Source organism: Kangiella sp. M94 (assembly GCF_054926195.1).
Map to the genome: position 1 here is coordinate 299,716 of NZ_CM142903.1, position 23,217 is coordinate 322,932.

Annotated in this window: 19 protein-coding genes; 14 read left to right on the plus strand and 5 right to left on the minus strand. The window is 46.3% G+C overall.

The genetic code is table 11. The features are described from left to right. Positions 1-54: 54 nt before the first annotated feature. Both ACYTXU_RS01545 and ACYTXU_RS01550 read left to right on the plus strand, forming a co-directional pair. Complete coding sequence (locus ACYTXU_RS01545; RefSeq protein WP_462207840.1) at positions 55-438, plus strand: hypothetical protein; 384 nt, start codon at positions 55-57, stop codon at positions 436-438. Between the two features lie 158 nt (positions 439-596). Further along, positions 597-1,205: an energy transducer TonB gene (locus tag ACYTXU_RS01550; RefSeq protein WP_462207841.1), complete on the plus strand. Its 609-nt coding sequence runs from the start codon at positions 597-599 to the stop codon at positions 1,203-1,205. A 115-nt stretch (positions 1,206-1,320) separates the two neighbouring features. Here ACYTXU_RS01550 and ACYTXU_RS01555 read toward each other — a convergent pair whose 3' ends face one another. Next, positions 1,321-2,586, minus strand: coding sequence for a 6-phosphofructokinase (locus ACYTXU_RS01555; RefSeq protein WP_462207842.1), 1,266 nt, complete (start codon positions 2,584-2,586; stop codon positions 1,321-1,323). Positions 2,587-3,128: 542 nt separating this feature from the next. Between ACYTXU_RS01555 and mpl the strand changes: the two genes are divergently transcribed. From mpl to ACYTXU_RS01585, 6 genes are all read left to right on the plus strand, one after another. Then, the gene (gene mpl, locus ACYTXU_RS01560; RefSeq protein ID WP_462207843.1) at positions 3,129-4,481 is read left to right on the plus strand and encodes a UDP-N-acetylmuramate:L-alanyl-gamma-D-glutamyl-meso-diaminopimelate ligase; all 1,353 of its coding nucleotides are present in this window, start codon (positions 3,129-3,131) and stop codon (positions 4,479-4,481) included. Then, the gene (locus ACYTXU_RS01565; protein ID WP_462207845.1) at positions 4,481-5,131 is read left to right on the plus strand and encodes a flavin prenyltransferase UbiX; all 651 of its coding nucleotides are present in this window, start codon (positions 4,481-4,483) and stop codon (positions 5,129-5,131) included. Before mpl ends, ACYTXU_RS01565 begins: the two co-directional genes overlap by 1 nt. A 190-nt stretch (positions 5,132-5,321) precedes the next feature. Then, entirely contained in the window at positions 5,322-6,254 is a 933-nt protein-coding gene (locus tag ACYTXU_RS01570) for an ABC transporter ATP-binding protein (RefSeq protein WP_462207847.1), read from the plus strand. Continuing rightward, positions 6,251-7,012: an ABC transporter permease gene (locus tag ACYTXU_RS01575; RefSeq protein ID WP_462207848.1), complete on the plus strand. Its 762-nt coding sequence runs from the start codon at positions 6,251-6,253 to the stop codon at positions 7,010-7,012. The genes ACYTXU_RS01570 and ACYTXU_RS01575 overlap by 4 nt, the downstream gene beginning before the upstream one ends. Further along, positions 7,005-7,598, plus strand: coding sequence for an LON peptidase substrate-binding domain-containing protein (locus tag ACYTXU_RS01580; protein WP_462207849.1), 594 nt, complete (start codon positions 7,005-7,007; stop codon positions 7,596-7,598). Before ACYTXU_RS01575 ends, ACYTXU_RS01580 begins: the two co-directional genes overlap by 8 nt. A gap of 68 nt (positions 7,599-7,666) precedes the next feature. Next, entirely contained in the window at positions 7,667-8,215 is a 549-nt protein-coding gene (locus ACYTXU_RS01585; RefSeq protein WP_462207850.1) for a hypothetical protein, read from the plus strand. Between the two features lie 1,088 nt (positions 8,216-9,303). On the opposite strand, the gene ACYTXU_RS01590 is transcribed toward ACYTXU_RS01585, so the two are convergent. After that, positions 9,304-9,834 carry a hypothetical protein gene (locus ACYTXU_RS01590; RefSeq protein WP_462207852.1) on the minus strand — a complete coding sequence of 177 codons (531 nt, stop codon included), beginning with the start codon at positions 9,832-9,834 and terminating at the stop codon, positions 9,304-9,306. A gap of 263 nt (positions 9,835-10,097) precedes the next feature. Beyond that, positions 10,098-11,279 carry an enoyl-ACP reductase FabV gene (gene fabV, locus ACYTXU_RS01595; RefSeq protein ID WP_462207853.1) on the minus strand — a complete coding sequence of 394 codons (1,182 nt, stop codon included), beginning with the start codon at positions 11,277-11,279 and terminating at the stop codon, positions 10,098-10,100. 173 nt (positions 11,280-11,452) lie between these two features. Between fabV and ACYTXU_RS01600 the strand changes: the two genes are divergently transcribed. Beyond that, complete coding sequence (locus ACYTXU_RS01600) at positions 11,453-13,252, plus strand: DUF3592 domain-containing protein (protein ID WP_462207854.1); 1,800 nt, start codon at positions 11,453-11,455, stop codon at positions 13,250-13,252. A gap of 136 nt (positions 13,253-13,388) precedes the next feature. Here ACYTXU_RS01600 and ACYTXU_RS01605 read toward each other — a convergent pair whose 3' ends face one another. Continuing rightward, a complete protein-coding gene (locus tag ACYTXU_RS01605) occupies positions 13,389-15,308 on the minus strand; it encodes an LTA synthase family protein (RefSeq protein WP_462207856.1) in 1,920 nt (639 codons plus the stop codon). Between the two features lie 165 nt (positions 15,309-15,473). On the opposite strand from ACYTXU_RS01605, the gene ACYTXU_RS01610 reads away from it, so the two are divergent. Beyond that, on the plus strand, positions 15,474-15,974 hold the full coding sequence (locus ACYTXU_RS01610; RefSeq protein WP_462207857.1) for a helix-turn-helix transcriptional regulator: 501 nt from the start codon (positions 15,474-15,476) through the stop codon (positions 15,972-15,974). A 263-nt stretch (positions 15,975-16,237) separates the two neighbouring features. On the opposite strand, the gene cfa is transcribed toward ACYTXU_RS01610, so the two are convergent. Next, a complete protein-coding gene (gene cfa / locus ACYTXU_RS01615; RefSeq protein WP_462207858.1) occupies positions 16,238-17,389 on the minus strand; it encodes a cyclopropane fatty acyl phospholipid synthase in 1,152 nt (383 codons plus the stop codon). Positions 17,390-18,246: 857 nt separating this feature from the next. On the opposite strand from cfa, the gene ACYTXU_RS01620 reads away from it, so the two are divergent. From ACYTXU_RS01620 to dbpA, 4 genes are all read left to right on the plus strand, one after another. Continuing rightward, positions 18,247-19,293 (plus strand): NAD(P)-dependent alcohol dehydrogenase, encoded by a 1,047-nt coding sequence (locus ACYTXU_RS01620; RefSeq protein WP_462207860.1) that lies wholly within the window; start codon positions 18,247-18,249, stop codon positions 19,291-19,293. Positions 19,294-19,860: 567 nt separating this feature from the next. Continuing rightward, complete coding sequence (locus tag ACYTXU_RS01625; RefSeq protein ID WP_462207861.1) at positions 19,861-20,457, plus strand: nucleotidyltransferase domain-containing protein; 597 nt, start codon at positions 19,861-19,863, stop codon at positions 20,455-20,457. Continuing rightward, positions 20,429-20,869, plus strand: a complete 441-nt coding sequence (locus ACYTXU_RS01630; RefSeq protein WP_462207863.1) for a DNA-binding protein — start codon at positions 20,429-20,431, stop codon at positions 20,867-20,869. Before ACYTXU_RS01625 ends, ACYTXU_RS01630 begins: the two co-directional genes overlap by 29 nt. Positions 20,870-21,612: 743 nt before the next feature. Next, positions 21,613-22,995, plus strand: coding sequence for an ATP-dependent RNA helicase DbpA (dbpA, locus tag ACYTXU_RS01635; RefSeq protein WP_462207865.1), 1,383 nt, complete (start codon positions 21,613-21,615; stop codon positions 22,993-22,995). Positions 22,996-23,217: the final 222 nt, after the last annotated feature.

A 23,217-nucleotide genomic window follows, 5' to 3' on the forward strand; every position in this document is an offset into this window, starting at 1 on the left:
GCAGCCGTTTGTAGCTCCGAGCAACATAGCTCAACAGAGCCTCAGGAGATGGGTATGAAAGTCATCAATGCTAGTTTTGCAGTTTTAATAGTGGCAACCGTGTTGTTGCTGTTCTTGCGGCAATGGAATGATAGTGGTTATAAAGTGCCAGAGCAGCAAACTGTTATAGACACATCACAAGCTGAGTCTGAGTTCTTCAGTTGTTCTGACACCATGGTTAGAGCCGATGGTCAGCCCCACCAGACTTTGTATTGTCGAAAGGAAAGCGAGTATTGCTATATGGCCAGCGGTGGTGCGGCGGTCAGTCATGGCGTTGAGTGCAGGAAGTTACCGTGGAAAGATGCAACCTGTGATGACCTGCCGATTACAGATGCCCCTGGCGGCATTTGTAAAGGTAATGCCCAAACCGGTATTCGGGTAGAGTTTGTCTTTCCTTAGAGGCTTTACCAGCAAATTATGGCCAGTAAGTTTTAGTCAGTGTTTGGCCGACAATTCACCACAACACTTCCCTTGTTTAAAATAAATTAACCCTTTTCCTCAAAGTGGTCGTTTGTATTAGTGAACAACAAGCCCAACAAGAACCAAAGGAGAAGGGTATGAAAATTATAACCGCCAGCTTTATCGGTTTAATCGTAACGGCAGTGTTATTACTGTTGATGAGCCAGTTGATTAGCAGTGAGCACGAGGTTCAAGAAAGACCAGATAGGGTTGCAATTGATAATACACCACTACCACCAGAAAAAACGGATCCCAGGCCACGGCCACAGGAACCACAGCCTCCGGCGGTAGCTCCATCTGCTGGGGATGCAGTGCCAATACGTCCTTCGACGGTCGATACAGTTGAGATACCGACAGTAGACTTTGAACCAGTTGAAACCAATTTTACGACACCGATTGGCGCTCCAGGAACTCCAGAGTTCTTAGACAGCAGAAGTGCGCTGCCTTTATATCAAGCACAGCCGAATTATCCGGTGGGCCCGGCAAGTCAGGGCATCGAGGGCTGGGTATTGTTGCAGTACGACGTGGACAGCAGCGGCAGCCTGTCGAATATAAAAGTGGTGGATGCGCAACCAAGAAGGACATTTGACCGCGAAGCGATAGCTGCATTAAAAAAATGGAAGTTCCGACCGGCTATGGATAACGGGAACCCAGTGTCTGTTAAAGGTCAGACGGTGAAGATTGAGTTTAATTTAGAGCAGGAGTGAAGAATCAGAGTGTTGGGTTACGAGGCTTCGCCTCTAACCCAACCTATAAAAAGAAAAAGCTTGATCATAGGATGGGTTAGCTTGAAAAGCGTAACCCATCAATACTAATTAAAATTTAAATTTTGAACTTAGTTTTCAGCTTCTTTTTTACCAATTCATTTTTAAGCTCAACATACTGCGGCAAGCCATTTTTGTACGGCGGGTATGATTCGCCCTGAATCAATGGCTGCAGGTATTGGCGGCATTCTTCGGTGATACCAAAACCGTCGCGTGTAATGTAGCTGCGAGGCATCATCTTTTCGACATTGGCAACATCGGCCAATTTGGCTTCGCCAATCGTCCAGCTGTATTTCTTGGTTTTCTTGCGAACAATGGTTGGCATCACAGCGTTTTTACCGGCATCAGCAAATTCAACCGCGGCTTTACCCACGGCATACGCCTGGTCAACATCGGTGGCAGAAGCAATATGGCGCGCAGCGCGCTGTAAATAGTCGGATACTGCCCAGTGATATTTGTAGCCAAGCGCATCTTTAATCATATTGGCAACAACCGGCGCAACACCGCCCAATTGCTTATGGCCAAAGGCATCGGTGGTGCCAGAATCAGCCAGGAAAGTCCCGTCTTTATAAGCTGTACCTTCTGAAACCACAATCGCGCAGTAACCGAATTTCTTAACGGTCCGATCTACTTTCTTGAGGAATTTCTCTTTGTTGAAAGCAATTTCCGGGAACAGGATGATGTGCGGTGCGTCGCCTTCCTTTTCGCAAGCTAAACCACCAGCCGCTGCAATCCAACCAGCGTGACGGCCCATGACTTCCATCACGAACACCTTAGTCGAAGTTTCGGCCATCGACTTAACATCGAAAGCCGCTTCGCGAATGGACACAGCAACATATTTGGCCACTGAGCCGAAGCCTGGGCAGTTGTCAGTAATCGGCAGATCGTTATCAACGGTTTTAGGAATGCCGATACAGGTAATCGGGTAACCCATGGTTTCACTTAACTGAGATACCTTGTGTGCGGTATCCTGCGAATCGCCGCCACCATTGTAGAAGAAATAGCGAATATCATGCGCCTTGAATACTTCGATTAGTCGCTCGTACTCAGCTTTGTTTTCTTCAATGCTTTTCAATTTATGGCGACAGGAACCGAAAGCACCAGATGGCGTGAACTTAAGGCCAGCAATATCTTTTTTCGACTCTTTGCTGGTATCGATCAACTCTTCGCGAAGTGCACCGATAATACCGTTTTTTCCGGCATACACTTTGCCGATGTTCTTAGAAGCGCGAGCCGCTTCAATCACGCCACACGCGGTAGCATTGATCACTGCAGTTACGCCACCGGATTGGGCGTAGAATGCGTTGTATTTTTTCTTAGCCATGGAATGTCCTCAGCAGAATTTTTAGATATTGGGTATCAAGACCCACAAAATTGACGCGATTTTACCTTATTTCGAGAATTATCGCTTCAATAGATAGTGGTTTTTTATCTACAAAGTACCGAGTTTAAAGAAAAGATGCTTGTGAGCACGCATGTTCAGCGATTACCAATTACCCCATTTATATTGAGCTGAACCTCCAGCCAGTCATAGCAATTCAAAACAGGACGTTTTGAATAGTAAAATTCGGGACAGGGATGGAACGTATTTTACGGTGCGTTAAGTGACTTGATGGGGGTGAAGGTAGTCGTTTAGACGACCTCAATATACGGGGTGGACTTCTTTTGGTTACTTTTCTTATCCACGTAAGAAAAGTAACTCGCTGAGAAGCGAAACCAATATTTAAGGGATGTTATGTATTCAGATGCAAGCAGGGCGCTAAAGTATGCTCTGTAAGTTAAATAATATTAATTCTAATGAATAGATGACGGATTTTTCTGCTTCGCTTATGATTATCCCCACATCTTAGAAACAACATCGATAACATGCATATTCATATTCTTGGCATTTGCGGTACTTTCATGGGCGGGATTGCTTTGCTGGCGAAACAGCGCGGTATTTCGGTCAGTGGTAGTGACCAGAATGTTTATCCGCCAATGAGCACGCAGCTGGAAGAGCAGGGGATTGAGCTGATTCAGGGCTTTGACCCTGAGCATATCCCTGAGCACACCGATTGTGTGGTGGTGGGTAATGCCATGTCGCGCGGTAATCCTTCGGTGGAATACGTCCTGGAGCAGGGCTTAAAGTACCGCTCAGGCCCGCAATGGCTGTCCGAGAATATTCTTCATGATAAGTGGGTGCTGGCCGCGTCAGGAACCCACGGCAAAACCACCACAGCCAGTATGCTGGCCTGGATATTAGAATATGCCAATCTTAATCCAGGTTTTTTAATTGGCGGTGTGCCAGAGAATTTTGGTTTGTCGGCACGAGTGACCGAATCACCATTCTTTGTGGTCGAGGCCGATGAATATGACACTGCCTTTTTCGATAAACGTTCCAAATTTGTTCACTATCGCCCGCGTACTTTGGTCATGAACAATCTTGAATATGATCATGCGGATATCTTCCCGAATCTTGAGGCGATTAAAACTCAATTCCATCATCTGTTGCGCATTGTGCCGGGTAATGGTCTGGTCATATATCCTAAAGCAGATGCCAATTTGCAGGATGTGGCTGACCGTGGACTATGGTCGGGCAAAGAGCTGATTGGCGACGAACAGGGCTGGCAATATAAGTTGCTGCAAGATGACGGCAGTCATTTTGAGGTGTATTTCGCCGGACAAAAGCAAGGTGCAGTGAACTGGCCTTTGATTGGCCTGCATAATGTGAACAATGCCTTGGCCGCAATTGCTGCAGCCCGTCATGCAGGTGTTCCTGCCAGTCATTGTTGCGATGCGCTGGCTGAGTTTAAAAACGTTAAACGTCGTATGGAACTCAAAGGCGAGGCTGGTGGGGTGAAGGTCTATGATGATTTTGCGCATCATCCGACTGCGGTAAAAACCACGCTCGACGGCTTCCGCGCCAAAGTCGGCGAACAGCGCGTGATTGCGATTGTTGACTTGCGTTCGGCGACCATGCGCTCCGGGATTCATAAAGATACCTTGCTGGCTTCGCTGAAAGGTGCTGATCGAGTGATTATTCATAAGCCAGCTGAATTTGACTGGCAATTTCCAGTAGAGCAGGTCAATCAGTTCGATAGTCTGCAAATATTGCCCGATGTGGATTCAATACTGAATTCATTGAAGGAAATGGTACAATCGGGCGACAACATTCTTGTGATGAGCAATGGCGGCTTTGGTGCCATTCATCAGAAACTATTGCAACAATTGGCGGCTTAATGAGCGAATCTTCTTTAATGCACACGGGTTTAAAGCAAACAGGCAAAGCAATCACGCTGGCGGTGACCGGTGCTTCCGGCGCGCCCTATGCGTTGCGTTTGCTGGAACAACTTGCACAGCATTATGACACTGTCTATTTAATGCTATCCAGCGCAGCCCGCGTGGTATTTGCCACTGAGGTCGAGGTGCAGGTCAGCAAGGCCCCAAGTGTTATTGAGAAAGAGCTGTCACAACATTTAGGCATTGCCGAAGGAAAGATCAAAGCATTTTCCAGCGACAACTGGATGGCACCAGTGGCCAGCGGTTCCAGCGCACCTAAGCAGATGATTATTTGCCCCTGCAGCACCGGCACCCTGAGTGCGATTGCGCATGGCGCCTCCGATAATTTGATTGAACGTGCCGCCGATGTAGTGCTGAAAGAACGCGGACAATTGTTATTGGTGCCACGCGAAATGCCCTATAACACTATCCATCTGCAGAACATGACCAAGCTATCGGAAATGGGCGTGACCATTATGCCAGCCTCGCCGGGTTTTTATAATGAACCCAAGACCATTGAAGACCTGGTCGATTTCGTAGTGGCGCGGATCCTTGATCATTTGGATATTGCCCACACCTTAGGTCATAGATGGGGTTATTCCAAAGATTAGTTCTAGATGTTTGTGCTGAGGCATCAAGTATTGTGTACGGACAAGTCATGACTTGTCCCTACTTTTTTTCAGGGCCGCAGATTCTCGCTCTTGGTAGGGGCAGACCAATGTGTCTGCCCAAGCTTTAGAATCATACAAATTTGTAGGGTGTGCCTTGGCCCACCGAAACAAACATAAGCATGGTAATTAAATGACAAAAGCATTATCTATTTCGAATTTAAGCAAAACCTATAAAAACGGCGTGCAGGCTTTGAAGGGGATTGACCTGGAAGTAGAGCAGGGTGATTTCTTTGCATTGCTTGGCCCGAATGGTGCTGGTAAATCAACCACTATCGGTATTATCAGTTCACTGATTAATAAGTCCGGCGGCAATGTGCAAGTGTTTGGTCATGATATTGATAGTGACTTAACTAACGCCAAGAAAATGCTGGGGCTGGTGCCACAGGAGTTTAACTTCAACATCTTTGAAGGTGTTGAACAAATTATCTGGCAGCAGGCAGGCTATTACGGTATTGGCCGCAAAGAAGCCAAAAAACGCGCCCAGCCATTGCTGGAGCAACTCGGTTTGTGGGACAAACGCAACAGCCCAGCAAGAGAATTATCAGGCGGTATGAAGCGTCGCCTGATGATTGCGCGCGGCTTAATTCATGATCCGAAACTATTAATTCTGGATGAGCCAACTGCAGGCGTGGATATCGAAATTCGTCGCTCGATGTGGGAGTTCATGCAGGATTTGAATGAAAAGGGCACGACTATTGTTCTGACCACCCACTATCTGGAAGAGGCGGAAAGTCTGTGTCGTAATATCGCGATTATCAATCATGGTGAGATTGTTGAAAACACCAACATGAAATCCTTGTTAGCAAAATTGGACATGGAAACTTTTGTGTTGGATACCACCGGTTTGCCAGAACAACTGCCAAAAATTGATGGTTATGAAGTGCGTCGTCGAGACGAAACAACCATGGAAGTAGATGTACATAAAGGCGCTGGCGTGAATGGCGTTTTTGCAGCTCTGAGCCAACAGGAGATTACTGTATTGAGTATGCGTAACAAAGCCAACCGCTTAGAGGAGTTGTTTGTGAGACTGACAGAAGATCAAGCGGGAGGGCAGACCTCATGAATTATGTCGCTTTCAAAACCATTGTCACCAAAGAAATTATCCGCTGGACTCGTATCTGGTCGCAAACCTTGCTTCCGCCAGCGATTACCATGACCTTGTATTTTGTGATTTTCGGTAATCTTATCGGCTCACGCGTCGGTGAAATGGACGGCTTTGGTTACATGGAATATATCGTACCGGGCTTGATTATGATGTCAGTAATCACCAGTTCCTACGGCAACGTGGTGTCCTCATTTTTCAGCGCGAAATATCAGCGTTCGATTGAAGAGATGATGGTTTCGCCAGTGTCAAACTGGGTGATCCTGTTTGGTTTTGTCGGCGGTGGTGTCTTACGCGGTTTACTGACCGGTCTTATCGTCACCATCATTGCTTCATTTTTCGTCGAGTTAAAAGTCTATAATGCCTTTGTGGTCGTCAGCGTGGTCTTTTTGACCTCAGTCTTGTTCGCGATTGGTGGTTTCCTCAACGCGCTATTTGCTCGCAAGTTTGATGACGTGGCAATTGTACCAACCTTTATTCTGACGCCACTAACCTATCTCGGTGGTGTCTTTTACTCAATCAGCTTATTGCCAGAGTTTTGGCAGGCCGTTTCAAAAGCGAACCCTATTATTTATATGGTTAATGCTTTCCGCTATGGCTTTTTGGGCGCTTCTGATATTGGCATCGAAATAGCATTTGTCCTTATTCTGGTCTTCATCGTGGCATTAACCAGTCTATCGATTTACTTGTTGAACCGAGGTACCGGACTTCGTGCCTGAGCAAGAAGGCAATCGTGTCATCCCTATCTTTCCGCTGCAGCGGGTAGTCTTTCCTGATAGCGTGCTCAGATTACAAATATTTGAGCAACGCTATCTGGATATGATCGCCAGGCAATTATCGCAACAACAAGGCTTCGGCGTAACCTTGATTAAGAAAGGCAATGAAGCAGGTATTCCTGCAACCCCCTTTGAATTTGGTACCTATGTCGAAATCGTCGACTTCGACCAGAAAGATAATGGCTTATTGCTGATCACCTGTCTTGGCCAAAAGCGATTCCGTATCAACAGTCAAACCGTCATGCCGGACAAACTCATCACCGCCAATGTGTCCTGGCTTGACCCTTTAAAACAACGGGCAATAACTGACGATCAATCGGAGCTACTTCATTTACTCAGCGATCTGTCTAAGCATCCGCAAGTGGATATTCTGGATGTGCCTGAGCGCTGGACTGAACTTGGTTTTGTGTTGGAGCGGTTAACCGAATACATGCCCATCACCGAAAAACAAAAACAGGCAGTACTCGAAGAGTCAGATCTGGATACCCGCATTGCTATGTTGTATCAGATGTTGGGTTGGTTGGCCTAATATTGTCAATTTCGTAACTTTCTGAGAGAATCCCAAGGTTTTTTATAACTATTAAACCGAGGGAACTTATGAAGACAATAAGAAATTTACTAATTATCTCAATGGTAATTACGCTAAGCGCATGTGCTACACGATTAACGAAACCTGAAGGTCCGGCTGAGGCACCAGAAACTGCATTTAGGGCCTATGAAAGGGTCATATTAGCTCCAATCACCATTTCTCCAGATTTTGCAGAACATAGTTCTAACCAATCAGCCAGAGATAAAATGGATAACTATTTAAAGCAATTGATGGCGTCAACATTTAAAGACGTGGAGTTTGAAATGGTTGGTGATGCATCTAAAGTTGTACCTAATGGCAAGAGAACATTGGTTATTCAGCCGCACATAAAAGAAATTAAGTTCGTTAATACAGCCGCTCGAATTTTTGCTGGTGCAATAGCGGGAGGTTCAGCTGTGTTAATGGAGGTTTCAATGGATGACATTAATGCTAATAAGTCGATTGGAAACCCTGAGTTCTATGCAGATGCCAGCGCCTGGTCAGGTTGGGGAGCTGACAATAAGGTACTAAATAGAGTGATTGAAGATATTAACTTTTATTTTAGAACGAACTACTAATTAAAAGCACAGAGAAGAGCCTGCTTAATGAAGCAGGCTTTTTTTTAGCTTTGATAAATGAGCTTGGTTTGAAGCAACAATAGAAAACGTCAGAATCTTTTACAAAAAACATAATAAGTCATAAAAAAACGGATCGACTAGTTAACATTTCTCAACCAAATCAAATAGATAAAAATTTTGGCACGGTTTATGCTTACTATATAGATGAACACAGCAATTGTGTTTTATCCCCAGCTAAATTCTATTGAGACTAGCATTCTGCTAGAAGCTGAATAGAAAGCAGCTTATCAATGCGCAAGCCATTAGCCCACCGAAAGGTGGGCTCTTTTTTTGTCTGCAAGAAATCTTCTGGTGTTGGAAAGTCATTGTGAAATTTGTATCGGTGGGCCAAGGCCCACCCTACGTTTTTATTTGTATGGCGTAGAGGCAGTAATCGTAGGTTGGATCAAAGAAATGCCATCCAACAAAATAATACGCGTCAAACTGTAGGGGCGAGTTGCGCTCGCCCGATTGGATGTTGAAAGATAAGCTACATCAGAATTTGATCTTACGGGATTTTTTCAATTCTTATGTAGGTTGGTGATGAGCGAAGCGAATCCCAACAGCTTTTAATACACCCATTGTTGCACCCAAGGGCAGGCTACGCTCGCATTCGCTTCGCTCATCACCAACCTACGATTATTTCCTTTGCACCAAACACTATCAATCCATTGTAATAACCATTCGGGCAGGCACATTGGCCTGCCCCTCCAATATACTCTTATCAATCATAAAAAGCAGATTCCCTAAAGGGATTCCCTTTGGAACATTCCCCACATCCTTGTGGGTCAGATGACATGGCTTAAGGGCTGTCATTCCAAACTTGATTTGGAATCTGCTCTTTTCTCTTTGGCAGGTTGCCTCTACCAGAACTCATCGTGTGCTAAGTCGTTTGTACGGACAACTCATGAGTTGTCCCTACGTTCAGGCAGGCACAGAGGCACGCCCTACCTCTACCAGAAATAAAAAAGCCGCTTACTTTGTAGTAAACGGCTTTTAATTTGCCTAACCTAATCGATGCTTACATCGATATTATAAGCTCATCCAAATTACTGAACACTACTACGCATGCTATTCAATTCCTGAATCCATGTTTGTACTTTAGGTTCTTTTTCCGTCATCGCAGCAATTAAGCTTGATTGGTAGTCCTTTTGTTTTTTCTGTAATTCAGGATCATTCATGATCGCTGTGCGAGCTTTAATGAAGTCTTGCTGGTATTTAGCTAACGTTTGTTGCATCTTCTTGGCTTCTTCGGAAGCTGGATCCGCTTTTTGTAATTTCTGCTGTAGTTGGACAAACTTCTCTTCCTTTTCCTTAGGGAAGCCTGCTTCGGCAGCTACATCATTAAAGCTTTTTTGCAGCTCATCCTGCTGCTTTTTAAGTTCGGTATTTTCTTCAATAACCTGTTTCTGAACATTGGCTAACTTAGCCTGTATCTCCATGGCCTTTTGTTGCGACTGAACCTGTGCTGGCTGTTGAGCCGCTGGAACTTGGTTCGCTGGCGGCTGGTTCGCCTGTACCGATGCAATTGCGAATAAACTAGCTAATGGTAGGGTTAATAGTTTTGTTGTAAGTCTCATAAATTCTCCTCATGCACATAACAATAAATTTCAAACTTTGGGCAAACGCGCCCTCCTGATGTCCGACAGGTCTAAATTTCAGAGTTCAGAATTTTTTATAAAAATGAGGTATTAACTGGGTATTTTTCTTGACTTGCAGAGTGTTTAATTCGCTACAGCCACCATGTGGCGGGGCTTTGAAGAGAATTTAACTTTTATATACATCTAAATAAAAAAACCGGCAAAGCTACCGGTTTTTTAAACAATCAGATGATTAGCAGGATTTAAATACGAGGATCAACATCCGCGTCATAGTCAACGCCATCTACTTCAAAGCCAAACAGTTTGAAAAATTCATGCTGATAACCTTTGTAGTCTGAAATCTCATTGATGTTTTCAGTCGACGCAATTTGCCACAAGTCTTCAACTTTGTTTTGAATCGAATCATCAAGCTCTTTCAGATCCAGACGGTAGCGACGAGTATCATCATAAATCTCATCATCGCCATACATCTGATCCATGATTAAACCTTTAATCTGATGAATCGGATCTTCATGTACGCCATTTTCTTTCATCACTTTGTATAGCAGTGAAATGTATAAAGGCATCACAGGAATAGCCGAGCTTGCCTGCGTGACAACGGCTTTAAGAACAGCAACGTTGGCTGTACCATTGTATTTGTCCTGCAAGTTGGCATGAATCGCATGAGATGCGCGATCGAGATCTTCTTTCGCTTTACCGATAGTGGCGTGACCATAAATAGGCCAGGTCAGTTTCTTACCGATGTAAGTGTAAGCAACTGTCTTAACGCCATCAGCCAGAACGCCAGCTTCATCAAGAGCTTTCATCCAAAGCTCCCAATCTTCGCCGCCCATGACCTTGATGGTGTTCTGAATATCATCGTCGGTTGCAGGGTCAATGCTGATGTCGTGCACAATACCTTTATCAGTGTTCAAGGTTTTTTCGGTCACTGCTTCGCCGATAGGCTTCAATACTGACTTATAAACTTCACCGGTTTCTGGGTCCTGACGACGAGGAGAAGCCAATGAGTAAACCACCATATCGATTTTACCCATTTCTTCTTTGATGATTTTAATCGCGTCTTCTTTGGCTTGATTGGAGAATGCATCACCATTGATACTCTTGTTCCATAAACCTGCTTTGTCGGCTGCGATTTCAAAACCACGGTTGTTATACCAGCCCGCAGTACCTGTCCTGGATTCAGTGGGCTCTTTTTCAAAGAACAAACCTAATGTTTTCGCGCCATAGCCAAAAGCCGACACAATTCGTGAGGCCAGGCCATAACCGGTTGATGAGCCAATCACTAATACATTTTTTGGGCCAGCTTCAGCGTCCACTGGCATATTATTCTTAACGTATTCAATCTGTTCATTAACATGGGCAACGCAGCCATGTGGGTGTGCTGTGGTACATACGAAACCACGAACTTTAGGCTTAATAACCATAAAATCTAATCTCCGGACAAAAATATGGCGGTATTGTACCGTTTTTTGAGGGCAAAGAGGTACTACCAAAGTGCATCGGTCTTGGCTAATATGAGACAAAGTTCAAATCTATGCTATTCTTCGATAACTCATTGAATTCATGATTAAAAAATATAAATAATTGGGGTTTAACAATGACAGACGGAAGACAAACGATAAAAAAGGGTGCCAATAAAGCTGGTTCAGGCTGTTTGACCGCTTTTGGAGCGATATTTTTCTTTGCTGGAGTGGGTATTTTCTTATGGGGCCTGGTCTCTATTTATGACGCTTATGAAGCCCGCGGTTGGCAACCAGTCGAAGCAACCATAACCCATGTTGAGCAGGTCATATCGCGCGGCGACGACAGTACCACTTATGGCGTCAAGGGTAGCTTTCAATATGAATTCAATGGTCAGCGCTACAGCTCAAATCAACTCAACTTCTATACCGGCACCGATAATATAGGCAGTTATCAACAAGACTTTTATTACAAACTTTCTCGAGTCAAAAATAATAAAAAAACCATAACTGCCTATGTGAACCCTGATAATCCCAATCAAGCAGTCATCGACAAGTCTATCCGTTGGGGCATGCTGGGATTCCAGTCTATATTCCTGTTTGTGTTTGGTGGAGTAGGGCTTGGCATCATGCTGTTTGGGCGCTATGCCAAAAAGAAAGCCAGCAAAGAACAAGAGTTGCAACAACTGTTCCCCGATGAACCCTGGAACTGGAAGGATGAATGGCAAACCAATCGATTCAAAGCTACTACGGGAACTGGTTTTAAAGTCTTGCTTGGCTTCGCCATTTTCTGGAACCTGATCGCCATACCCGCTTCAGTAATGGCGATGATTGAATTTTTTAAAACCTTCGATTATCCAATACTGTTTGTTCTGCTATTCCCTTTGGTGGGAGTTGGCTTATTAGTCGCAGCCTATATCGCATTTATGCGTCATAAAAAATACGGCACCAGCGAGCTGGTTTTGCAGCAAACACCGATCGCCATCGGTGGCATCAATCGCGGAACCATCGAAGTACCAAATGACCAGGCTAATAATCAGTCCTTTGGTAAGCCGTTAGAGGCAGTTGTTACGCTCACTTGCCAACGTAAAATCACAACGGGAAGCGGCAAGAATCGTAGCACTAAAACAACCATTCTTTGGCAAGATGATCGCCGTGTTCGCTCTACTATTAAAGGGCACAACACCTCAAGCTACGAATTTGAATTTAAAGTCCCGGAAGAGCTTCCGCAATCGGATGACTCTAATCAAAACAATCGTGTTGAGTGGGTGTTGCAAATAGAACGAGAACAACCGGGTATCGATCTTAAGTTGCAGTTTATCGTTCCGGGGTATGTGGTTGCGCACCGCGTCGCGCTAGAAGCAGCTGAAACGGATCTCTTTGCTTCAGGCTTTGATAGCTCAAATGATGCAGGGTCAGGTGGTCCAAATCATTTAGGAAGCTGGAAAAACTTAGGCCTCGAAGACTCAGTCACCTCACAAGGTAATCGCTATTATTTCTCTGCCTTTCGTAACCTGAGCTTTGCTGTTAGCTTAATCTTTTTTGGTTTGATTTTCGGCTCGATTGGCATAGGGGTTAATGTATTCGGCGATGCACCAATCATTTTCTTAATCGCTTTTGGCGGTTTCGGTGTTTTATTTTTGATACTGGGTTTAAGGCAATTAACTTATAAAAGTGAAGTAACGGTCAGTGCAGGGCAGTTGCAAGTCGCATCAGGCCATCTCTTAATGTCTGCGCCAAAAATCATCCAACGAAATGAAATTGAAAGTATTACCGCTAACAGCAATATGAGCGTTGGCAGCAAGCAGGTCTTTCATGTTACTGCAGCTCTAACCGATGGCAGCAAACTTGTGCTGGCCAAAAACTTATTGATGCGCAGTGATGTGGAATCCTTTATTGAAAAAATAAAAAATGAAATAGGTATAAGGCAGGACTAGTACGAGTAATAATCTTACTGTAGGGGCGAGTTGTGCTCGCCCATCCGAAGGCGCTTCTATCTTTTGTAGGGACAAGTCATGACTTGTCCCTACGTTCGAGTCACGCAGCCACAGCCCCTACCAATAGCTCTTGGTATCAATTCAACCGGTACTTCTGTTTATCATAAGCCCAGCTGGCAAATTGTGCGTAAGCCAGTGCCAGCAATTCTTGCTCAGTGTCATGAGCCGACTCTTTGCCAAAATGTCCATCCGTGTATGGATAAGTTATTGGCTGTTGATTAGGACGCAAAATAACCACTTCCTGCCCATCCCAATACGCCTGATTATCACCATACTGCATAATCGCTCGCCCTTGATAGTTGACGGGGAGCTGAGTTAAGTCATGTCCTAACATGGGTACCTGATGACCAATGCCCAGTAGCGATAACAGGGTTGGTGCCAAATCAATTTGACTGACCAGTGTGCTGTCAATTTTAGGCTCTATATCCGGGCTGATAATAAATCCTGGAATGTGGAAATGATTGATAGGCACCAGGGAATCGCCCCATACTCTGGCATCATGATCAGCAACCACCATAACCACAGAGTTTTCCATCATGCCTTTCGCTTCGAGTTCTTGTAGGAATTTTCCCAAAGCATAGTCTGCATATTTAACTGCGTTATTTACCGTCTGCTTAGGTTCTTCATAAAGCTCAATTTTGTCATCCGGAAACTCAAACGGCGTGTGGTTTGTTGATGTGAAAATCAAACTGAATTTAGGCTGTCCCGTCTCTGATTGAAGATAGTTTAGTGCCTGATCAAAAAGATCTTCATCACTGACACCCCAGTTGCCGACAAAAGACGGATTGGCATAATCATTTTGATCGATAGTCAAATCAAAACCATTGTTCAGAAAAAATCCCTTCATATTATCGAAGTGACTTTCGCCGCCATAAATAAAACTACTTTCGTAACCGTACTCTGAAAGAAGCCCGGCCAGGCTAAAAAAATTACCCTGTGCTTTAGGTAGCTTCAATACTGGGCGAGCAGGCGAGGGCAAAAAGCCAGTGGTAATGGCTTCTAAGCCACGCGCAGAACGAGTGCCTGTTGCGTAAAGGTTTTCGAAGAACCAGCTTTTGTCGCGCCATTGATCGATATTAGGGGTTAAAGACTTCCCACCGAGCGAACCCACAAACTGAGCGCCGAGGCTTTCTTCAACCACAATAATCAGGTTGCGCTTCTGAAAAGACTGGCTTGGCGTCAGTTGATGCAGGCTCGGCATATCCGAAGGCACCAGTTGACCTAGTTCCTGCGATTGCTGGCCAATAATTTGCAACATGGTTGCTTCAGGGATTTCGCCGTAAAGTTTGGCAGCAGAAGTCTCATTGCCCATTTGATATAAGGCATACATGACACTGTAGGTTGAATTCAGAGGCAAGGTATTAAGCATGCGGTCATTGGAAAAGGCGACCATTGCGGGGTTAATTGGGCGGTGCTGAATACCCGAGCGAGCACCAAGCAATAGCAAAACCAATAATGGTAATAGAAATAAAAAGCTGGCTGGGCTGAATACAGCAACCTCACCGCGTTGGCGTTTCAGCCATTGACGAGTGAGCCAGCCAGTTGCGACTAACAGAAGTGTGCCAATGACCAGCTCAAGCAGGTAGCCATTGAAGAGCATCCCAAATACCTCATTAGGACTGCTGAGATATTCGAAGAATAAACGATTGGGGCGTGTGTCGTACTCGCTAATGAAGGTCGGTGTCGATAGCTCCATCAAAACCAGCAGCAACAGAACCACCCAGCTGTAGACTTTTATAGCTCGCGAAAGCCAGTGACCATTGAATGGAGTCAGTGCATGGAGAGCTAAGGCCAATAGCGGCAGGAATAGCAGTTGCGATAAAGTCGCCAGATCAACGCGTAAGCCACCGATAAAAATAGCCAGAATTTCATCAGCCCCCTCAATTCGTGGCCATTGCCATAACACAATAGCTAAACGAGAAATCGTCAAAAGGGTTAGGGCAAGCAAAAAGAACTGCCCTAAAAAGCCAAGCTGTTTACGAATAAATAGCGTCATGTGATTAAACCTAAATTGATATAGGTCAATCATGGGGCTTAGCAAGATTGCAACAATGGACAAAAGACCATGGCCCAGACAACCGCTATTGGAGATAGGAACTTAAATGGGGTACATTTGTCTATACAGCGTCTTTTATGAAAATAAACAAGCTAAGGTATCACATTGAAAAGTAGCAAGATTTGGTTCTTAATCGCGTTTTTGACGATCATCATTGCATTCGATATTTCCGATCTCTATACCGATATCACTCTCAAAGCGAAAGTTGATCATTTATACGTCGAAGCCTTCATGATTTTGGTCACAGCGCTGGTCATCATCTACCTCATCATGCAGGTCGTTCGCCAGCGAACTGCTGTGGCGGGCCTTGAAACAGAACTTCGGGAAAGTAAACAGCTACTTCAGGAACAGAAATCGCAAATGCAGGAAGCGCGTAAAGAATACAGCGAAGTGATTCGCAAGCAATTTGACGAATGGAATCTGACTGGCAGCGAAATCGATACCGCTTATCTTCTTCTTAAAGGCCTCAGCTTCAACGAAATTGCCGAAGTTAGAGGTATCAAAGAAAAATCCGTCCGCCAGCAAGCCTCGCAAATTTACCAAAAAGCCAACCTACCCGGCCGCCACGCATTCGCCGCCTGGTTCTTCGAAGACTTTATGGGGTAGGAGTGCGCCATAATCTATTGTAGGGACACCGGCACTGCCTCTGCCAAGATGATAGGTTGTCTATCACTAAACTCTGTCATCCCGCGGTTTAACCGCGGGATCCAGTGACTTTGCTCTTTCTATCAGGTTAAACCGTGTTGGTTAGAGCTCGGCTCGCTCATCTCAAAGGCGCTTCCATCTTTTGTACGGACAAGGGTCTGCCCCGTTGGGTGCTCATGAGTTGTCCCTACGTTCGCGGGCAGGCATACAGGCAACCCCCAAACCTAGCGAACCGAATAGTAACGTCCCGGCCGCTCACGCTTCGATAGAACCAGTTGCCACAACTGACCATTCTTAGAGCGGAAAAATCCCGCACTACAATGCAGGTAATATTTCCACATTCGATAAAAGCGCTGATCATATTTATCAGACAGCTTGTCCCAGGCATTGTTGAAATTCTGCCACCAGGCCATTACCGTCTTATCGTAATCAGGGCCAAAATTATGCCAGTCTTCAATAACGAAGCGGTCATCTAACGCTTTGGTCATTTGTAACGCGGAAGGGATTTTGCCGTTGGGGAAGATGTATTTATTGATCCAGGGGTCGACTCTCGAAATCGTGCGATGCAGACCAATGGTGTGTAATAAAAAGAGGCCGTCGTCTTTTAATAATCGTAAAGCGGTATCGAAATAAGTGGGATAATTTTTCGGGCCGACGTGTTCAAACATGCCGATGGACACAATCTTATCGAACTCGCCCTCAAGTTCGCGATAATCCTTGAGCTCGATAGTAACTGGCAAACCCTCGCAGCGTTGGCGCGCTAATTTTTGTTGCTCCTTGGAAACGGTAACACCGTGCACCGAAACGCCATAATGTTCAGCAGCATATTGCGCGAAGCCGCCCCAGCCACAGCCAATATCCAACACTTTTTCACCGGGTTGTAATTCCAGCTTACGGCAGATCAGATCCAGTTTATTGATTTGCGCTTGCGCAAGGTTATCGGCTTTCGCCCAGTAACCGCAGGAATAGTTCATGGTCGGGTCGAGCATCGCCTCGAAAATATCGTTGCCGGTATCGTAATGCTTTTCGCCGACCTCATAAGCGCGCGCCCGCTTCTGGCGATTAACGAGCTTCTGAAGCAGCGCCTCGCCAATCAGCCTGATACGCGCCATCCCCGTCAACTTTTGCTCGATATCGGCACTGAGCAAACGGGTAAACAGCTCATCCAGAGCAGCACACTCCCACATACCATCCATGTATGCCTCGCCCAGCCCCAACGAACCCTGGGTCAGAATACGGCGATAGACCTGCGAGTCTAAAACCTGAATATCCCAAGGGTTAGAACCATTAAAACCAACGCCAGCCTCAGCTGCTATATCCACCAGAATCGCCGGTGGCTCCACCTGAGCGCGCGAATGACTCGATACATCGTTCACAATGACCTCCTATCAAGCTGACCCCTTGAATACATTAACGTAAGGCGAATTGAAGATGCAAGTGAGTAGATCATAAACTGCATTGAAGGGGAGAGATGTGCTTGCCTGTTTTGTAGGCCCTTCCATTCTTTGTACGGACAACTCATGAGTTGTCCCTACGATCGGGCAGGCACATTGGCCTGCCCCTACCAAGATAGGTTGGCGACAATACCAAAGTCCGAAGGTCATTATAGGATGGGTTTACCCAAGGGGGCAGACCCAGCGTAGCGTAACCCATCAAACAAGAGCAGATTCCGTGTCGTAGCACGGAATGACACGCTTTTTGGATTGTCACTTCTCTTTAAGGTTTGTCATTCCAAACTGTGACCAAAGGGAATACCTTTAGGTAATTCAGACGACCGAAGGAAGTACCTTTAGGGAATCTGCTCTTTTCTCTCGAAGAAATGACTACATTTTCTCGGCGGGCCAAGGCCCGCCCTACACGGTACTAAATGAAACCCAGAAGTAGGGTGGGCCTTGGCCCACCAAATAACGACAAGCGAGTCGGTATTGTCTTTCGGGCAGGCACATTGGCGCTGCCCCTACCAAGATAGCTTGCCTATCACTAAACTCTGTCATCCCGCGGCACCTAAAGGTACTTCCTATGGTCGTTTACCGCGGACAAAATCGCAGGGAGCGATTTTGAACAGCGAAGCTGGCCTCTGGTGAAATACAGGACGTATTTCATAATCCAGTGACTTTATTCTTTGGTGGGCCAAGGACCACCCTACGGATCTAAAACCCCCATCAATTTCACACGCCTTTCATTCGAAAGTGTTATGCTCTGACGGTTAACAAATTACTCCAAGGAGACAGTCATGAAAGTAGCCGCTTATGCAGCTCCCTCAGCAACCGAAGATCTCGCTCCCTTAGACATCGAACGCCGCGCCGTTGGCGACAACGATGTGCTCATCGATATTGAATATTGCGGCGTCTGCCACAGCGACATCCACGTTGCCCGCGACGACTGGGGCGGCACTCAATACCCCATTGTTCCCGGCCACGAAATCATTGGTCGCGTTCTCGAAGTGGGTAAGGGTGTGTCAGAATTCAAAGCCGGTCAATTGGTTGGTGTCGGCTGCATGGTTGATTCCTGTCGTCATTGCCATTCCTGTGACGAAGGCCTGGAGCAGTATTGCGAAAACGGCATGATCGCCACCTACAACAGCGAAGATCCTGTTTCCGGCGGCATCACCCAGGGCGGCTACTCCGACAAAATCGTGGTCGACAAAGACTTCGTCCTAAGCGTCTCCGAAAAACTCGATACCAAAGCCGTCGCGCCTCTCTTATGCGCAGGCATCACAACCTATTCACCGCTACGCCAATGGAACGTCAAAAAAGGCGATAAAGTCGGCGTCATCGGTTTAGGCGGCCTCGGCCACATGGGCGTCAAACTGGCCAAAGCCATGGGCGCGCATGTCGTCATGATCACAACCTCGCCCGACAAAGGCAAAGACGCCAAACGCCTCGGCGCCGATGAAGTCCTCATCTCCAAAGATAAAGACGCCATGAAACAACAGGCCAACAGCTTCGACTTCCTGCTCAACACAGTACCGGTACCGCACGACGTCAATCCCTACGTCGCACTCCTCAAACGCGACTCAACCATGGTCATCGTCGGCGCCATTGCACCATTGCCCGACATCCACGGTGGTGGCCTGATCATGAAACGTAAACGCATCGCAGGATCACTCATCGGCGGCATCAAAGAAACCCAGGAAATGCTCGACTTCTGCGCCGAACACAACATCGTCTCCGATGTTGAAATGATCGACATCCAAAACATCAACAACGCCTATGAAAGTATCATCGAATCCGATGTTAAATACCGCTTCGTCATTGATATGAAGTCATTGAATCAATAAGTCGTAACAAACCGTAGGGGCGAGCTGCGCTCGCCCGACCCTGAACTCAGTAATCCTTCGGTAGGGGCAGTGCTAATGTGCCTGCCCATTCCAGGATAATTTATCCACTACACCAGAATAAGAAACTCTTATAGGATGGGTTAGCGTAGCGTAACCCATCAAAAAAGAGCAGATTCCAAATCTAGTTTGGACAGGCAACTCTCCCAGAGTTGCCACTGCATTTCCCACATCCCTGTGGGTCAAATGACAAGCCATTAAGGACAACACACAATTAAAAGGTATGTCATCCTGAACTTGATTCAGGTTCTGCTTTGTTCTCTTTTCTCTCGAAGATATGACTCAACTCTCTCGGCGGGCCAAGGCCCGCCCTACACGGTGCTAAATGGAACCTGGAAGCAGGGTGGGCCTTGGCCCACCGAATAACGGCAACCGAGTTGTCCCTACGATTGGGCTGGCAAACAGCTGTTATCCAAACTCGCACCAAGTACTTCTTAATTGCTAACTGTTGCATTTTTAGCTACAATCGTTGCCATTATTGCAACGGATGATGGAAGCCACTGACTCTCTATGTCGCAACTCGCTGATTTACTGTTTAAAGAACAACGCCGAAGAATTTTGGGCCTCTTATTGTTGAAACCAGAGGCACGTTACCATGTGCGTGAGATTGCGCGTTTGACTAACCTTAATGCCGGTTCGACTCAACGTGAGTTAAAGAAGCTAGCGGAAGCGGAATTATTAATCGCTACCGAACAAGGCAATCAGTTGCTCTATCAAGCCAATCGAAACAACTTGATATTTGAAGAGTTATCTTCTATTTTGCGAAAAACCTCTGGGCTTGCGGATGTGTTGCGTGGCGTTTTGGCACCTCTATCAGGCAAGATCGACGTAGCTTTCGTGTTCGGTTCGATGGCCAGCGGAAAAGCCAGCCAGCATAGCGACATTGATTTGTGTGTGGTGGGGAAGGTGACATTTTTAGAGGTGGTTAAAGCCGTTTATCCTGCTCAGGAAACGCTCGCAAGAGAAATTAATCCAAAGTGCTTCACCCCTGCACAATGGCAAGAAGCCATGCAGGAAAACAGTGTTTTTATTAAAGAGATTTTAGAAAAAGACGTAATCAATATCATAGGAGACAGGGATGACCTTAAGAAATCTAGTGGGACGTAGTCTAGAAGCGATAGAGCCAGATAAGGCCATGATTCAGCGCTTATTGGCAGCGGCCAAGCGAAATATTAATGATGCTCATACCGAAACCTTGAGTGATGAAAACCGTTTTGACATGGGTTACAAAGCGATTATGCAGCTAGCTAATGCCGCGTTGCAGGCAAATGGTTTCCGCACCCTGACTTCAGTGCCAGGTCATCACCAAACAATGCTACAAAGTCTGGGTAAAACGATTGGCTTGGACAGTGGTTTGATCATTGAATTAGACGCCTTGCGCAAGCAAAGAAATGTCGCGGATTACTCTGGGGATTTAGTGCCAGAAAGTTCGATGTTAGCCTGCTTAACACGCGCCGAAGAATTAATGGAAATGGTCAGAGCTTATTTAAAGAAAGAGCACCCTGAGCTGATGGAGTAAAAAGAAGTGCACAACCATAAAGACATGTCATCCTGACGAAAGTCAGGATCTGCTCTTTCTGTCAGGATAAATTATGTAGGGGCGAGCCTTAGCCTGATAAATTCTTCCGTAGGCTGGTGATGAATGTAATGAATCCCAGCGTTGTATTAAAAACAAAAGTCACTGGATCCCGCGGTCAAGCCGCGGGATGACAAGCTTTTAAGGGAAGTGCACACCCCAAAGGCGTTTCCATCTTTTGTACGGACAAGGGTCTGCCCCGTTGGGTGCTCATGAGTTGTCCCTACGTTCGGGCAGGCGCACAGGCACTGCTCCTACCAAGATATGTTGACGACAATACCAAAATGCAAAGCCGTATAGGATGGGTTAGCGTAGCGTAACCCATCAAACAAGAGCAGATTCCCTAAAGGGATTCCCTTCGGTCGCCTGAATCGAGTTCAGGATGACAAGTCTTTCGGGTTTTGCACTATATTTAAGGATTGTCATTCCGTGCTACGACACGGAATCTGCTCTTTTCTCTTTCTCAAATCCCGCAACTTTAACCCCATCCCACAAGATATCCCTTTATCATCTCCCTTCAGCTGTATATAATTCGCACAGCTTAAGAGCCTTGCTTCTTTCCCAAACTGCTTCATCCAAATTCAGTTCCGACAGATCACACAGCTCTATCATGTTAAAGTACATTCTCAGCGCTGCTGAATGTGTTCGCTTAACTATTACCATCTTCATTACTCTAGGATATACCCATGAGCCACGCTGCTTTTTCGACCCTTGCTTTACAACCAGCCTTAATCGCGAATCTTGCTGATTTGAACTTTGAACAAATGACGCCGATTCAAGCGGAGGCTTTGCCGCAGGTTCTCGAAGGCAAGGATGTGATCGCGCAGGCGAAAACCGGTTCGGGTAAAACGGCGGTCTTTGGTTTGGGCATTCTGGAAAAACTGGACATCAAAAACTTCTCGGTGCAATCGCTGGTCTTGTGTCCGACGCGTGAACTGGCGGAGCAGGTTGCCGAAGAAATTCGTCGTCTAGCGCGTCCTATCGCTAACGTTAAAGTATTGACCGTGTGCGGTGGAACGCCATTGCGCCCACAAGCGGATTCATTAAAATTCGGTGCGCATATCGTGGTCGGAACGCCGGGCAGGGTAGTGGACCATCTGGAAAAACAGACCATCGATTTATCGAGCATGACCACCTTTGTTCTCGACGAAGCCGACCGCATGTTAGACATGGGCTTCCAGCCAGCGCTGGACACCATCATCGAAGAGTTGCCGCCTAAGCGCCAAACCTTATTATTCAGCGCCACCTACCCGAAACAGATTCAATCCATCGCCGAGCGCGTGATGACGCAACCGGTATTGGTGCAGGCGCTGGCCAAACACGACAACTCCAGCATCGCGCAGGACTTCTATAAAATCAGCGACGAAGGTGAGCGTACCGTTGCGGTTCGATTGTTGTTACTCAAACATCGCCCCGACTCAACCGTGATTTTCTGCAACACCAAACGCCACGTTAAAGAACTGACCCAGGAACTGAAAAACTACGGCTTCAGCGTACTGGCGCTGCATGGCGATCTGGAGCAGAAAGAACGTGACCAGGCCTTAATCCGCTTCTCCAACAACAGCGTATCCATCATGGTCGCCACCGACGTCGCCGCCCGCGGCCTCGACATCGACTCGCTCGATCTGGTCATCAACTACCACATCGCCAGCGATCCCGAAGTGCATGTCCACCGCGTCGGCAGAACCGGCCGCGCCGGCAACAAAGGCCACGCCTGCTCAATCGTCATCAACAAAGAAAGCCACAAACTCGCGCGCCTGGCCGAATACCTCGAACAGGAAATCACCACGCAACCATTGCCCGACACCAAGTTATTGAAAGAACCCACATTCAGACCACCGATGTCCACCATCCAGATCGACGGCGGTAAAAAACAGAAACTCCGCCCCGGCGACATCCTCGGCGCACTAACCGCAGACTACCGAATCGAAGGCAGCGACGTCGGCAAAATCCAAGTCGCCAACAGCTGGGCCTACGTCGCCGTAAAAACCGACGTACTAGAAACCGCCGTCCAACTGCTCAACAACGGCAAAATGAAAGGCAAGAAATTTAGAGCGAGAAAGATTTAAAGCTTTTCCACTTAACGAAAAAGCCGTGCTTAGCACGGCTTTTTTATGTTTATTCTCTAAATGTTTTCTGACTCCATTAATTCCATAATACTGAGTGGTTGACGAAAATAATTAGTGATATCATCGGAAGAGACTGTGTTTAAAGGGATTGTTCAGGGGGCTATTATTATTTGGAAGTGTGGGTTAGAATGTAATGTCATAAAGGGAATATCACTTAAGTTA